This is a genomic window from Streptomyces sp. XD-27 (assembly GCF_030553055.1).
Classification (GTDB): domain Bacteria; phylum Actinomycetota; class Actinomycetes; order Streptomycetales; family Streptomycetaceae; genus Streptomyces.
Genome location: NZ_CP130713.1, coordinates 2,546,114 through 2,561,088 on the forward strand (window position 1 = coordinate 2,546,114; position 14,975 = coordinate 2,561,088).

A 14,975-nucleotide genomic window follows, 5' to 3' on the forward strand; every position below is an offset into this window, starting at 1 on the left:
ACCTGCGACTGACGGGAAGTGACATGCGTATCGGATTTCTCGGGGCGGGCCGGATCGGTTCCTTCCACGCCGCCGCGCTCGCGGAGACGGCCGGGGTCGACCACCTGGTGGTCGGCGACGCGGACGGCGGCCGGGCCGCGCAACTCGCCGCCCGGATCGACGAGCGGCACGAGGGGCGCGGCGGTGCCCGCGCCACCGCCGCGGAGTCGGTGGACGCCGTGTTCACGGCGGGGGTGGACGCCGTGGTGATCGCCACCGCCACCGCGTCGCACGCCGACCTGATCGCCCGTGCGGCGCGCGCCGGGCTGCCCGCATACTGCGAGAAGCCCATCGCGCTGGACCTGGCGGGCACGATGCGGGCGCTCGACGAGGTCGAGGCGGCGGGAACCCTGCTCCAGATGGGCTTTCAGCGCCGCTTCGACGTCGGTTACCTGGCGGCCCGCCAGGCGCTGCGGGACGGCCGTCTGGGGCGGCTGCACACGATCCGGGCGATCACCTCGGACCCCGCTCCCCCGCCGCCGGAGTTCCTGCCGCACTCCGGCGGCCTGATCCGGGACTGCCTGGTGCACGACTTCGACGCGGTGCGGTGGCTGACCGACCGTGAGGTCGTGGAGGTCTTCGCGACCGGCGCGAACGGCGGCGCCGCCTTCTTCCGCGAGGCGGGCGACGTGGACACGGCCGCGGCGCTGCTGACCCTGGACGACGGCACCCTGGTCAGCGCGACCGCCACCCGCTACAACGGCGCCGGGTACGACGTGCGCATGGAACTGTCCGGCGAGCGCGACCAATTCGTGGTCGGGCTGGACGACCGCACCCCCTTCACCTCCGCCGAGCCCGGGGGTCCCGTCGGCCCCGCCCGTCCCTGGACCGGCTTCCTGGAGCGCTTCGAGGGCGCGTACCGGGCCGAGCTGGCGGCGTTCGTGGCCGCGGCGCGCGGCGATGCCCCCAACCCCTGCTCGGGCCGGCAGGCCCTGAACGCGCTGCTGGTGGCCGAGGCCTGTGAACTGTCCCGGCTGGAGCACCGCCCGGTGCGACTCGCCGAGATAGCCGACCAGATGGCCAAGCTCAAGCGCTGACCTGCCCGGTCCCTTCACGACCGCCCCCTTCCTCCACCATCGGCCTGCCATAACGGACCGTCACCCGGCCGTCACCCACGTCACTCCGCCGTCACGGACGTCACGCTTACCCATGTCTTCGGTCACAAGCGAGCGACAGGCGCCGTCGTCTGGTAACAGCCTGTCGTTATCGGGGCACAGGCTGAGTGATCAACAGCGGTCGCGCCGCAGTTCTCCCGACGGCTCCGCAGGGCCGTCGCTGCGCCGTCTGCGGGAAGGTTCGAACGATGACCGACCGGAGGCTTTGGTCGTACAAGGAGATCGCCGCCCACATCGGTGTGCAGCCGGACACCGTACGGTCCTATCGCAAGCACGGACACCTGCCGCCCCCCGAACTCGTGGAGGGCGGCAAGCCCTACTGGTCCGCGGACACCATCCGGACCTGGGTGGCGAGCAGACCCGGCAACCGGTCCCGCCGCGAGTGACGTACCCGCCGCGTGCGGTGCCTTTGCCGCGCGCGGCCCGTCAAGGACGTGGCGGGCGTCCGGCGCCCACCGGCTCCCGCTCCTCCCCGGCCCCGGAGGAGCGGGGCCCTTCCATGTCTCCCGTCGCGGCGGGGCCCTGCCCTGCCGGCTCGCCGCCCTCGCTCAGCCCGATCCTGGCGTGCAGCCGCCGCAGCGGACCCGGCGCCCACCAGGTCGCCCGCCCGGTCAGCCGCATCACCGAGGGGACCAGCAGACTTCGCACCACCATCGCGTCCATCAGCACGGCCAGCGCGATGCCCAGCCCCAGCATCTTGGTGTTGGTGACCCGGGAGGTGCCGATCGCCACCATGACGACGGCGAGAATCAGCGCCGCCGCGGTGATGAGCCCGCCCGTGCGCCGCAGTCCGAACTCCACCGCCGCCTGGTGGTCGCCGGTGCGGTCGTACTCCTCCTTGATCCGGGAGAGCAGGAACACCCCGTAGTCCATCGACAGCCCGAAGGCCACGCAGAACATGAGCACCGGCAGCGTGGTCTCGATCTCCCCGGTGACGGTGAAGTCGAGCGGTCCGGAGAGGTGGCCGTCCTGGAACACCCACACCACGGCCCCGAACATCGCGGTGAGGCTGAGCGCGTTGAGCAGCACCGCCTGAACAGGTATCAGCAGGCTCCCGGTGAGCAGGAAGACCAGCAGCAGGGTGACCACGGCGATGATGCCGAGGGCCCACGGCAAACGGTCGGCTATGGACTCCTTGGTGTCCACCAGCACGGCGGCGGTGCCGCCGACCGACGTTCTGAAGCCGGGGCTCTCGGCTCTGATGTCCCGCACCAGGTCCTGGCTGGCGGCGTCCACCGCCTCGCCCTTGGGCAGCACGGTGACGTAGGCCGCGCCGTCGGCGGCACGCGCCGCCTCCGCCGGTCCGGGCTCCCGGACCCGCTCGCCCGCGGCATAGCTGCCCGTCGGGCCGTCCACCCGCAGCACGCCGGGCAGTGCGGAGACCCTGCTGCTGTACTCGGCCAGCCGGGGCCGTTCCAGTCGGCCCTCGGCGAGGATCTCGATCGCCCCGCCGGGCCCGCCGGGGAAGTCCTCCCGGATGTGCTGCTGCACCACATGGGACTCCGCGCCCGCCGGCAGCTGCCGGTCGTCGGCCGTGCCGAACTCCACACGTAGGAAGGGCAGTCCGAGCACCACGAGTCCGGCTGCGGTGGCGACGGCGAAGAGCGGGGCCCGCCGCATCACCAGGCGCGCGGCTCTCCCCCAGCCCGCTCCCGGCGCCGGGCCCACGCCGTCGGTCGCGGCGCGGCGCCTCAGGAGCCGGCGCAGATCCAGCGCGTTGACCCGGTCGCCGAGCAGGACGAGCGAGGCGGGCAGCACGATCAGCGCGGCGGCCGCGGCGATCACCACCACCGCGATGCCCGCGTAGGCGAAGGAGCGCAGGAAGTACTGCGGGAAGACGAGCATCGCGGCCAGGGAGACGGCGACGGTCAGCGCGGAGAAGAGCACCGTCCGGCCGGCGGTGCGCAGCGTGGTGGCCACCGCGGGCAGCGGATCGCCGCCCGCGCTCAGCTCCTCACGGAAGCGGCGCACGATGAACAGGGCGTAGTCGATGGCCAGTCCGAGACCGAGGGCGGTCGTGAGGTTCTGCGCGAACACCGACACGTCGGTGAACTCGGTGAGCCCGCGCAGCACGGCGTTGGTCCCCAGGATGGCGACGATGCCGACGCCGAGGGGGAGCAGCGCCGCGATCGCGCTGCCGAAGACCATGACGAGCAGCACCAGGGTGACAGGCAGGGCGATCAGCTCGGCCCGCAGCAGGTCTTCTTGAATGGTGGTCTGGAGCTCGTGCCGGACGGCGACGGGGCCGCCGATCGACACCTTCACCGGTCCGTGCGTGCCGCGGTATTCCGGTGCGATGCGGTCCAGCACGTCGCCGGCCGCGCCCTCGTCACCCTGGATGCGCGCGGCGATCATCGCCTCGCTCCGGTCGGCGGCGCGAAGGGCGGGAGACCGGGTTTCCCAATAGGAGGTGACGCCCGTGACCGACTTCTCGTGGGAGAGCCGCTCGGCGAGGGCGCGGGCCTCGGCGGCGACGCGTGGCTCGTCGACCGTCGCCCTCCCGCTGTCCACCAGCAGGATCAGGTTGGGCTGGGAGGCCGGGAAGTGCTTCTCCAACGCCTCGGCGGCATACGAGGACTGGGAGGCGGGATCTTCCCAGCCTCCGCTGCCCATGCGGTCCGCGACCCCGCGGCCGGCCGCCACCGCCAGGGCAGTGAAGAGCAGCGCGAGCAACAGGGTCAGCCGGGGCCGCGCGGTGACGGCGCGGGTCCAGCCTCCGATCCCACTCGCGGCCCGCCCCTCGGGCGGGCCGTCCGGATGGCTGACATCGGGCATGCTGGATGTCCCCCCTGGTCACCTAGACTCAGAAACACGAGCGACCGCTCGCGTTTCATCAGAATGCGAGTAACCACTCGCGTTTGTCAATGCCGTTCAGAAAGCTGGGGATGAGCGTGACGACCGACGAGGACACCGCGGCCACGACAGCCAGGCCGCGCCGCAGACAGGCGCGCGGCGAGCGCCGCATACAGCAGCTGCTCGGCGCCGCCGCGGAGGTGTTCTGCCGCTCCGGCTACACCGCGGCGAGCACCAACGCCATCGCCCGCGAGGCCGGAGTCTCCCCCGGCACGCTGTACCAGTACTTCCCGAACAAGGAAGCCATCGCCATCGAGCTGGGCGAGCGCCTGTTCCACCAGATGCGGGAGACCCACGGACAGGTGCTGACGGTGGAGAAGGCCGCGCTCCCGCTCGACGAGATGCTGGACGCCGCCCTCGACCCGATGATCGCGTTCAACTGCCAGAACCCCGCGTTCCTGGCCCTCATCCACAGCTCCGACGTGCCGGGGAAGTTCGTGGAGGAACACGACGCCCTGCACGCCTCGCTGCTCACCCGGGTCGAGGAACTGCTCGCCGCCTACCACCCCGACCTGGACGCGGACCAGCGCACCCGCACGGCCACGATGACCTTCGCCCTGTTCAAGGCGGGACTGGAACTCGTGCTGTCACACGAGGGCGCGGAGCGGCAGGCGTACATCACCGAGCTCAAGGCTTCCCTGTATCGCTACCTGGCCCCCGTGATCGGCACCGAGGGCCGCGCCCTGCCGTCGCGGAATACCCCCTAGGGGTATAGAGTTGCCCGTGTTGGAGCACCGCGGGATCCGTGGACTCCAGCACGTCGCCCCATACCCAGACATACGGGAGAGTGCCATGACCACCGAGGCGGGTTCCGTGACCACCGTGTACCAGATCACCGGCATGACCTGCGGCCACTGCGAGGGCGCGGTCTCCGAGGAGATCTCCACCATCACCGGGGTCGACTCCGTCAAGGCCGTCGCCGCCACCGGGCAGGTCACCGTCGTCTCCGCCGCACCGCTGGACGACGAGGCCGTGCGCGCGGCGGTCGACGAGGCGGGGTACGAACTCGTCGGCCGGGCCTGACGCGCCCTCCACAGAGATTCACCAAGTCCCCATAAGCCGCACAACACCCATACACAAGAGCCTCGATCTTCAGATCGAGGCTCTTGCCCTTTTACGTGCCGATATGGCAAGAGACGCAGATCACATACAACCGAACGTAACCCTTGAGGGGGGTCGGGAGTCTAACTCTGCGGTTGGGCCGTCTTGGGGGACGGTTCCGGCTACGCGTGGCCGGGGCGACGTACCCGGGGAGCTTTGAGCGGCCCTCCCGTACGTACGCGTCCCGGCAGGTCGCGCCCGTGGACCAGCACGGGCCAGTGAACACCCGGCCGGATCCCGTGGGGGGAATCCGAACCGGGAACGGGGAGCGCCCCGCTCCGACCCGTGGGGGGATCGGCAGCGGGGCGCTTCTCTACATGTGTGCGCCCCGCTACGACCCTCCCCCACTACCGCGGGGGCTCAGGGATCGACAGCGGGGCGCTTCTCTACGCGCAGGGCACTGTGTCGCGAAGAGCGCGTCAGCGCTGCTCGACCGGAACGAAGTCGCGCTCGACGACGCCCGTGTAGATCTGGCGCGGGCGGCCGATGCGGGAGCCCGGCTCCTTGATCATCTCGTGCCACTGGGCGATCCAGCCCGGAAGCCGGCCGAGCGCGAACAGCACCGTGAACATCTCCGTCGGGAAGCCCATCGCCCGGTAGATCAGGCCGGTGTAGAAGTCGACGTTCGGGTAGAGCTTGCGCTCCACGAAGTAGTCGTCGGCGAGCGCGTGCTCCTCCAGCTTGAGCGCGATGTCGAGCAGCTCGTCGCTCTTGCCGAGGGCCGAGAGGACATCGTGCGCCGCCGACTTGATGATCTTCGCCCGGGGGTCGAAGTTCTTGTAGACGCGGTGCCCGAAGCCCATGAGCTTCACGCCGTCTTCCTTGTTCTTCACCTTGCGGATGAAGGAGTCGACGTCGCTGCCCTCGGCCTTGATGCGCTCCAGCATCTCCAGCACGCTCTGGTTGGCGCCGCCGTGCAGGGGACCCCACAGGGCGCTGATCCCGGCCGAGATGGACGCGAACATGTTCGCCTGCGAGGAACCGACCAGGCGGACGGTCGAGGTCGAACAGTTCTGCTCGTGGTCGGCGTGCAGAATCAGCAGCTTGTCCAGCGCGCTGACCACGACCGGGTCCAGGTTGTACTCCGCGGCGGGCACCGAGAAGGTCATGCGGAGGAAGTTCTCCACGTACCCCAGGTCGTTGCGCGGGTAGACGATCGGGTGGCCGACCGACTTCTTGTACGCGTACGCCGCGATGGTCGGGAGCTTGGCGAGCAGCCGGACCGTCGACAGGTGGCGCTGCTTCTCGTCGAACGGGTTGTGGCTGTCCTGGTAGAACGTCGACAGGGCGCTGACCACGGAGGACAGCATCGCCATCGGGTGGGCGTCACGCGGGAAGCCGTCGTAGAACCGCTTCACGTCCTCGTGCAGCAGCGTGTGCGTCGTGATCTCTTCGCGGAACGTCGAGAGCTGGTCGACCGTCGGCAGCTCGCCGTTGATCAGCAGGAACGCCGTCTCCAGGAAGGTGCTGCGCTCGGCGAGCTGCTCGATCGGATAGCCGCGGTAGCGCAGAATGCCCTGCTCGCCGTCGAGGTAGGTGATCGCGGATTTATACGCTGCGGTGTTGCCGTATCCCGAGTCCAGGGTCACCAGACCGGTCTGAGCGCGGAGCTTGCTGATATCGAAGCCCTTGTCGCCGACAGTGCTGTCGACCACCGGGTAGGTGTATTCGCCGTCCCCGTACCGCAGTACTACAGAGTTGTCACTCACGTCATCCCTCACCGACGTCTGGTTCTCTTCTTCGAGGTGCCCTGACACCCCCTACCTTCCCCCATTTGGACGATGAACGTGCACTCGGGGTCGGCCGAAGGGCCTATCTGCGGCACTCAGTGCCGCTGTCAAGGCCATCCTGCCCCCTTCGTCACTGTTCGGAAACCCTTCCGACACGGATGCCACCGCCGATCCGGTGATCCAATGCCGTACACCGGCGGCCCGCGGAGACCGTGCGCACCGCCTGGCCGAGCGCCCGCCGGGAGCCGACAAGTACGACGAGGTGCTTTGCCCTGGTCACGGCCGTATACAGCAGATTGCGCTGGAGCATCATCCAGGCGCCGGTGGTCACCGGGATCACCACCGCCGGGTACTCGCTGCCCTGGGAGCGATGGATCGTCACGGCGTAGGCGTGCGCCAGCTCGTCCAGTTCGTCGAAGTCGTACCCGACCTCCTCGTCCTCGTCGGTCAGCACGGTCAGCCGCTGCTCGTCGTTGTCGAGGTCCGTGACGACGCCGACCGTGCCGTTGAAGACGCCGTTCGCACCCTTTTCGTAGTTGTTCCTGATCTGCGTGACCTTGTCCCCTACGCGGAAGATGCGGCCGCCGAAGCGCCGTTCGGGCAGGTCGGGACGGGCGGGGGTGATGGCCTGCTGGAGCAGTCCGTTGAGGGTGCCCGCGCCCGCCGGGCCGCGGTGCATCGGGGCCAGCACCTGGACGTCGCGGCGCGGGTCGAGGCCGAACTTCGCCGGGATCCGGCGGGCCGCCACGTCCACCGTGAGTCGCCCGGCCTCCTCGGTGTCCTCCTCGGCGAAGAGGAAGAAGTCCGCCATGCCCTCGGCGACCGGGAGCACCCCGGAGTTGATGCGGTGGGCGTTGGTGACCACCCCGGACTGCTGAGCCTGCCGGAAGATCCGGGTCAGCCGCACCGCCGGCACCGGTCCGCCCTCCGCCAGCAGGTCCCGCAGCACCTCCCCCGCGCCGACCGACGGGAGCTGGTCCACATCGCCCACCAGCAGCAGGTGCGCACCCGGCGGCACCGCCTTGACCAGCTTGTTGGCGAGCAGCAGATCGAGCATGGACGCCTCGTCCACCACCACCAGATCGGCGTCCAGCGGGCGGTCCCTGTCGTACGCCGCGTCCCCGCCGGGCTTGAGCTCCAGCAGCCGGTGCACGGTGGAGGCGTCCGCTCCGGTCAGCTCGGCGAGCCGCTTGGCGGCCCGCCCGGTGGGGGCCGCCAGCACCACCTTGGCCTTCTTGGCGCGGGCGAGCTCCACCACGGACCGCACCGTGAAGGACTTGCCGCAGCCCGGACCGCCGGTGAGCACCGCGACCTTCTCGGTGAGCGCGAGCTTGACCGCGTCCCGCTGCTCCGGGGCGAGGTCCGCGCCGGTGCGCGCGGCCAGCCAGCTCAGCGCCTTGTCCCAGGCCACGTCCTGGAAGACCGGCATCCGGTCCTCCTCGGTGCGCAGCAGCCGCAGCAGCTGCCCGGCGAGGGAGACCTCGGCACGGTGGAACGGGACGAGGTAGACGGCGGTGACGGGCTCCTCGCCGTCTCCGCCGGGCAGCGTCTCGCGGACCACGCCCTCGGGGTCCTGCGCCAGCTCGCCGAGGCAGTCGATGACCAGCCCGGTGTCGACCTGGAGCAACTTCACCGCGTCCGCGATCAGTTGCTCCTCGGGCAGATAGCAGTGGCCGCTGTCGGTCGACTGGGACAGCGCGTACTGCAAGCCCGCCTTGACCCGGTCGGGGCTGTCATGCGGGATGCCCACCGACTGGGCGATCTTGTCGGCGGTGAGGAACCCGATGCCCCATACGTCGGCCGCCAGCCGGTACGGCTCGTTCCTGACCACCGAGATGGAGGCGTCACCGTACTTCTTGTAGATCCGCACGGCGATGGAGGTGGAGACGCCGACGCCCTGGAGGAAGACCATGACCTCCTTGATCGCCTTCTGCTCCTCCCATGCCGCGCCGATCATCCTGGTGCGCTTGGGGCCGAGGCCGGGAACCTCGACCAGCCGCTGCGGCTCGCGTTCGATGACATCGAGGGTGTCGACGCCGAAGTGCTCGGTGATCCGGTCGGCGATCCGCGGGCCGATGCCCTTGATCAGCCCGGAGCCGAGGTACCGGCGGATGCCCTGGACGGTGGCGGGCAGCACGGTGGTGTAGTTCTCGACGGTGAACTGCCTGCCGTACTGCGGGTGGGAGCCCCAGCGGCCCTCCATGCGCAGCGACTCGCCCGGCTGCGCCCCGAGCAGCGAGCCGACGACGGTCAGCAGGTCGCCGGAGCCGCGGCCGGTGTCGACGCGCGCGACCGTGTAGCCGTTCTCCTCATTGGCGTAGGTGATCCGCTCCAGGACCCCTTCCACCACCGCGAGTTTGAGCATGGTCCGACCGTACCGCCGGGCTCCGACACTCGTCGGGGCCTGTGGACAACCGGCGGCCGTCCACCGCCCGGGCCCGTGGTCGCCACGGACCGCGGCGTCAACAAAGCCGGTAGGCAGAGCCGCTCTTTGCACGGCGGCTCTCTTTGCGCGGTGGCACTCTTTGCGCGGCGGCTCTCGTCAAACATCAGGACTCAAACGTACGTACAGGACGAAAGGACGTGCAGGATGCACGACTACGACCTGCTGGTCGTAGGGTCGGCCAACGCCGATCTGGTGGTCGGTGTCGACCGTCGCCCGGCGGCGGGCGAGACGGTCCTCGGCTCTGATCTGGTGGTCCACCCCGGCGGCAAGGGCGCCAACCAGGCGGTCGCCGCCGCCCGGTTGGGGGCCCGTACGGCGCTGCTCGCGCGGGTCGGCGACGACGCGCACGGCCGGATGCTGCTGGACGCGCAGCGCGCCGCCGGCGTCGACACCGGCGGGGTCCTGGTCGGCGGCGCCCCGACCGGGGTCGCCCTGATCACCGTGGATCCGTCCGGCGACAACAGCATCGTGGTGTCGCCCGGGGCCAACGCCCGGCTGGCGCCGGCGGACGTGCGGGCCGCCGGCAGCCTCCTGGCGGCCGCCCGCGTGGTCTCGCTGCAACTGGAGATCCCGCTGGAGACGGTCGGCGCGGTGGTGCGGACGGTGAGCCCCGGCACGCGGGTGGTGCTCAACCCCTCGCCGCCCGCCCCGCTGCCCTCCGACGTGCTCGCCGCCTGCGATCCACTGGTGGTCAACGAACACGAGGCGCGGGTGCTGCTGGCGGACCACCCGGCGGCCCGGGAGGACGCGCCGGAGGTCTGGGCGTCGGCCCTGCTCGCGCGCGGCCCGCGGTCGGTGGTGGTGACCTTGGGCGCCGCGGGCGCGCTGGTCGCGGACCGGCACGGCACCGTACGGGTGGCCAGCCCGAAGGTCGCGGCCGTGGACACCACCGGGGCGGGCGACGCCTTCACCGGGGCGCTCGCCTATCGGCTGGGGGCGGGCGACGACCTGGAGACCGCGGTGCGGTTCGCGGTGCGCGTGGGCGCGGCGGCGGTGACCCGGCCGGGGGCGCAGGAGTCGTTCCCGGCCGCCGGGGAGGTGCCGGCCCCGTGAGGCGGTCCGGAACGGAAAATTGAATATTTTACCGATTTGCAACGTCTGCCCCGGAAGGGGTGAGCGGACGTTTCGAGGGGCCCGGTCCGATGGACCGGGCCCCCTTCACTCCCCCGTGCTCCCCCCCAAGGCCTCCCGCGAAATCCCCCCGGATCTCCTCGCGGAAGGCCTGATGACGGGTACGACTCACATCGGGCGGGAAGGGTTGCACGGTTTCCCGGAGTTATCGACGCATCGCCTGCTGTCACGCCGACCGCCCCGTTCGCATACGCCTGGTGCCGACCGGAAACCGTCTGTGACCTGGCCTTGGGACCAACAGAGTGCGAACATTTCATCGAGTGGCGAGTTGGCGTCGGCCCTCTCCGGACCGTCCGAGCTCACCGCATCCTGTATCCCGCTGTCAGGCGTCGGGGCAGGCCCCCCGCGCGTCCCCCCTGTTGGCGGCTGGAACGGGAGGATGTTCGATGACAGCGATCGAGGAACGCACCACCCGAACCGTCTCGCTGGACGCCCCCGACGCCCGGCGGTCCGCGTCCGCGGGCGCGAAAGCCGCCCATCTGGCGCGCGCCGCCCACGCCGGACTCCCCGTGCTGCCCGGTTTCGTCATTCCCTACGGCTCCGACAGCGACGCGCCGGCGGTCCATCGGGCGTGGCGCGAGCTGTCCGCGGACGGTGCCCACGCCCTGGTCGTCCGCTCCTCCTCGGCGCACGAGGACACCCAGGACTCGTCCATGGCGGGGCAGTTCACCTCCGTACTGGACGTGCGCGGCTGGGAGGCGTTCCGCGCGGCCGTGAGGACCGTGCTCGGCTCGGCGCGGCGGCCCGGCGGCGACCCGCCCGCCCCCATGGCCGTCCTCGTGCAGCGCATGCTGCCAGCCACCGCGGGCGGAGTGCTCTTCGGCGCCGACCCGGTCGAGGGCCGCGACGACCGGATGCTGGTCAGCGCGGTACGGGGCGGTCCGGACGCCCTGGTCAGCGGCGAGCAGTCCGGCACCGACCACCACCTGACCCGGCACGGCCGGCTGCTGCGCACCGAGCCGCCGGAGCCGGACGCCGACCTGGTGCTGGGGCGCGCCGAGCTGCACAGGCTGGCCCGGCTGGCGCGGCACGCCCGGCAGTTGTTCGGCAGCCCTCAGGACATCGAGTTCGCGTTCGACGGGGACGGGAAGCTGTGGCTGCTCCAGAGCCGCCCGATCACGGCGATGGCCGCCCGTCCGCCGCGCGGGGCGCGGCTGCTGGGTCCGGGGCCGGTCGCCGAGACCCTGCCGGACGCGCTGCAGCCGCTGGAGGAGGACCTGTGGGTGCTCCCGATGTCCCGGGGGCTCGCCGCCGCCCTGGACATCGGCGCGACCGTGCCGCGCCGCAGACTGCGCGCGCTGCCGGTGGTCCGTACGATCGGCGGGCGGGTCGCCGCCGATCTGGAGCTGCTCGGCGCGGTGCCGCCCCGGCACCGGTTCCTGCACCTGGTCAACCCGCTGCCGGGGGCACGAAGGCTCGCGGCGGCCTGGCGGGTCGGCCGGCTGCACTCGGTGCTGCCGCAGCTCGCGCTCGATCTGCTCGCCGACGTCGACCGCAGGCTCGCCGAGACGGGGCCGCCGCGCGAGCTGGACCGGGCCGAGTTGATCGCGCTGCTGCGGTGGGCCCGTGGCGCCCTGGTGGCCCTGCACGCGCAGGAGGCGCTGGCGGGCGCACTGCTGGGCGACGCGCGCGGCGCCACATCCGCCGGGGTCGCGCTCTCCGCGCTCGCCGACGGCCGGGAGCGCGGCCTGACCGACGCGCAGATCATCGCCTCCTCCCCGGTCGTGCTCGCGCTCGCCCCGCCGAGCGTGACCACGCCACCCCGGTTGCCGCGCGACACGTCCTCCGCGACCGGCGGATCCAGCGGTTACGGCGCGGGCGTCGCCTCGCTGCCCGTACGGGAGGCGCTGCGGCTGCGTGTCCGCTGGGTGCAGGAACTCCAGGCGCGGCTGGTACGGGAGACCGCCCGGCGGCTGGCGGCACGGGGCGCGCTGGCCGAACCCGAACGCGTCGCGCTGCTGCGCTGGCCGGAGCTGATCACCGCGCTCCGGCACGGCCCGCTGCCCGGTGACCTCGGCGAGCGGCTGGCCCGTACGGCGAGCGCGCCGCTGCCGGACGCGTTCCGGCTGGCGGACGGCGGCGTGGTCGTGCCCGAGCGGTCCGCACACCACCGGATCGGGGCGGGGCAGGGCGTCTCCGCGGGCAGGGTGACCGGGACCTCATGGGACGGCGGCGGCACGCGGCCACCGGACGCGGTCCTCGTCGTACGGACCCTGGACCCGGCGCTGGCCCCGCTGCTGCCCGCGGTGACCGGTTTGGTGGCACAGACCGGCAGTCCGCTGTCCCATCTGGCGGTGCTGGCCCGCGAGTTCCGGCTGCCTGCCGTGGTCGGTGTCGGCGACGCGGTACGGCGCTTCCCGCCCGGCACCCGGCTCACGCTCGACGGCACCACCGGTGAGGTGTCCGCCGAGTCCGGCAGCGGCTGCCCGGGGGGCCAGGAGCGGGAGGTGGACCGATGAGGCTCCTGATGCGACACCTGGTGTACCTGTTCGGCGGGGCCGCGGCGGTCGGTGCGGCCTCCTATGTGGTGATCTACCTCTATCGCTGGCAGTGGCAGCGGGCCATCCTGTGCGGCGTCCTGCTGCTGATCGTCGAGGTGCTGCTGTTCGGGTTGGCCGTCCTCGGCCGGATCTCCCGGCTGGAGGCACGGATCGACAAGAGCCTGTCCGCCGACCGGCGGCGGGAGGAGGTCCTGGCCCGGCTGCGGCTGGGGGCACCGCCCAGCGGTGGCTGGGGGACGGTCGACGGGCCGGGGTCGCCTCCGGGGACGGCAGGGGCGGTACGCCCCCGCTTCCGGTGGCTGGAGGATCCGGCCGATCCCGGGCTGAACCGCACCCACGTGTTCGTCCCTGTGCTGATGGTGACCGGCGTGCTGCTCTCCGGGCTGGCCTGGGTCGTGCAGAAGGTCGCCGAGTCCACGGTGCGGCCGGCCGCCGACCGGCGGCTGGCCGGGCGGCTGGCGCCGCTCGCCGCGCCTCCTTTGGGGGCGCCGGACGGCGGCGGAGCAGGGCGCGCGGGCGGCAAGGGCACTCCGGACGGTCCAGGCGATCCGGACGGTCCAGGCGATCCGTACGGGCCGGATCTGGAGGACCTCCCACCACTGGGGCGGGGACGCAGCCCCTGGACGGTCGGGGCGATCGCGCTGACCGCGGTCGCCCTGCTGACGGCGGGCGTGATGGGGCTCGCCGATCTCACGCAGACCCGGGCGGAGCGTGCGAGCGACGCGGCCGGGACATCGGTGCTGGTCAAGGTGGTGCTGCGGGACGAGTCCGGGACATCGGACCGGGCGGAGCTCGCCGCCCGCCAGATGTGGGAGCACTGCCGCGGCTCGACCTCCGTACCGCTGCGGCACGCCACACTGGGCGAGCTCGGCGACGGGCTGTACGCGGGGGCCGTCCACCCCGCGCTGACCCCGCACGACACGCTGCGGCTGCACGGATGCCTGGAGGACGCGACCGTGGACGGCGCGCACTTCCAGGTCGTCGGCATCGGCGATATGGACCCGGACGACGGCTGAGGCGGACGGGGACTCGGCGGTAGCAGAGGCGCGGCGACCAGGGAGTTCAGCCGGGGTTCAGGCTGCTTCAGCCAGGTGTCAGGGACCCTGCGGGATGCTTCGAGCAAGCCCCGGGGAAGCGGACCTGAGATGCACGTCACACTCAGAAGTCCGATTTCAGGCTAATATGCCGGTTCTGTGCTGCGAATTTCGTAGCCGCCCTGTCCCCGAGCCCCCGGGTCCCTCACTTCATGGCTGTCCTCACTCCGCTCCCCGCCCGCCCCGCCTCCTCGATCTCCCCCGACGACACCGCCCCCGCTCCCGGCCCCTCCAAGGGCCGCAGGCGCGTCCGCCTGGCGCTGCGCATCCTGGGCTTCACCGCGCTCGGCTACCTGGCGCTGTGGGCCACCGGCACGCTGGGCATCCTGGTGGCCTCGCAGTGGGTGCGCCACGAGACTCCGCCGCCGGCGGTGGCCGCGTCCGTCCAGGGCATGAACCACTTCCAGCCGGTCGACAAGGACCAGAAGCTGTGGCGCGGGTCGGCGCCCTCCCCCGCCGGCTACCGCGAGCTGGCCGACAAGGGCATCACCACGGTCGTGGACCTCCGAGCCGAGGACCTGACCGCCCACCAGCTGGCCGGGCCGGAGCGCGCGGGCCTGAAGCTCGTGCGGATGCCCATCCGCGACGGCCAGACCCCGACTCAGGCGCAGGTCGACCGGTTCCTCGAGGTCGTACGGAACGCGGACGGGCCGGTGTACGTGCACTGCGGCGCGGGCGTGGGCCGTACCGGCTCCATGGCCGCCGCGTACCTGGTCCGTACGGGCGAGCTGACCGGCTCCGAGGCCGTCCGCCGCAACCTCTCCGTCGGCCCGCCGTCGATCGAGCAGATCTATTACGCGCTCAACCTCGACAAGGACAAGGCCGAGCAGCCGCCGCTGCCGGTGGAGGCCGTCAGCCGCCTGGTCGACGCGCCGCGCCGGGTCATGTCGTACTTCTGACGGGTGAACCTCCCGGTCGACCGCCGGCAGCAGCCGGTGCCCGACCCCACCACCGCACTATCGGGC

11 protein-coding genes are annotated in these 14,975 nt (G+C 71.9%); 8 read left to right on the forward strand and 3 right to left on the reverse strand.

Going from position 1 to position 14,975, the window contains the following annotated elements; genetic code table 11:
* The first annotated feature begins 23 nt into the window (after positions 1-23).
* On the forward strand, positions 24-1,076 hold the full coding sequence (locus Q3Y56_RS11175) for a Gfo/Idh/MocA family oxidoreductase (RefSeq protein WP_304461801.1): 1,053 nt from the start codon (positions 24-26) through the stop codon (positions 1,074-1,076).
* A 266-nt stretch (positions 1,077-1,342) separates the two neighbouring features.
* Positions 1,343-1,540 carry an AlpA family transcriptional regulator gene (locus Q3Y56_RS11180; RefSeq protein ID WP_304461802.1) on the forward strand — a complete coding sequence of 66 codons (198 nt, stop codon included), beginning with the start codon at positions 1,343-1,345 and terminating at the stop codon, positions 1,538-1,540.
* A gap of 40 nt (positions 1,541-1,580) precedes the next feature.
* Here Q3Y56_RS11180 and Q3Y56_RS11185 read toward each other — a convergent pair whose 3' ends face one another.
* On the reverse strand, positions 1,581-3,929 hold the full coding sequence (locus Q3Y56_RS11185) for an MMPL family transporter (RefSeq protein WP_304461803.1): 2,349 nt from the start codon (positions 3,927-3,929) through the stop codon (positions 1,581-1,583).
* Positions 3,930-4,039: 110 nt separating this feature from the next.
* Here Q3Y56_RS11185 and Q3Y56_RS11190 point away from each other — a divergent pair, with 110 nt between their 5' ends.
* On the forward strand, positions 4,040-4,714 hold the full coding sequence (locus Q3Y56_RS11190; protein ID WP_304461804.1) for a TetR/AcrR family transcriptional regulator: 675 nt from the start codon (positions 4,040-4,042) through the stop codon (positions 4,712-4,714).
* Between the two features lie 85 nt (positions 4,715-4,799).
* Positions 4,800-5,030 (forward strand): heavy-metal-associated domain-containing protein, encoded by a 231-nt coding sequence (locus Q3Y56_RS11195; protein WP_304461805.1) that lies wholly within the window; start codon positions 4,800-4,802, stop codon positions 5,028-5,030.
* 497 nt (positions 5,031-5,527) lie between these two features.
* On the opposite strand, the gene Q3Y56_RS11200 is transcribed toward Q3Y56_RS11195, so the two are convergent.
* A complete protein-coding gene (locus Q3Y56_RS11200) occupies positions 5,528-6,817 on the reverse strand; it encodes a citrate synthase (protein ID WP_304461806.1) in 1,290 nt (429 codons plus the stop codon).
* Positions 6,818-6,968: 151 nt separating this feature from the next.
* Positions 6,969-9,203, reverse strand: coding sequence for an ATP-dependent RecD-like DNA helicase (locus Q3Y56_RS11205; protein WP_304461807.1), 2,235 nt, complete (start codon positions 9,201-9,203; stop codon positions 6,969-6,971).
* 225 nt (positions 9,204-9,428) lie between these two features.
* Here Q3Y56_RS11205 and rbsK point away from each other — a divergent pair, with 225 nt between their 5' ends.
* From rbsK to Q3Y56_RS11225, 4 genes are all read left to right on the forward strand, one after another.
* The gene (rbsK, locus tag Q3Y56_RS11210) at positions 9,429-10,337 is read left to right on the forward strand and encodes a ribokinase (protein ID WP_304461808.1); all 909 of its coding nucleotides are present in this window, start codon (positions 9,429-9,431) and stop codon (positions 10,335-10,337) included.
* A gap of 464 nt (positions 10,338-10,801) precedes the next feature.
* Entirely contained in the window at positions 10,802-12,874 is a 2,073-nt protein-coding gene (locus Q3Y56_RS11215) for a PEP/pyruvate-binding domain-containing protein (protein WP_304461809.1), read from the forward strand.
* An 8-nt stretch (positions 12,875-12,882) separates the two neighbouring features.
* Entirely contained in the window at positions 12,883-13,932 is a 1,050-nt protein-coding gene (locus tag Q3Y56_RS11220; protein ID WP_304461810.1) for a hypothetical protein, read from the forward strand.
* A 230-nt stretch (positions 13,933-14,162) separates the two neighbouring features.
* Entirely contained in the window at positions 14,163-14,909 is a 747-nt protein-coding gene (locus Q3Y56_RS11225; protein WP_304461811.1) for a dual specificity protein phosphatase family protein, read from the forward strand.
* Positions 14,910-14,975: the final 66 nt, after the last annotated feature.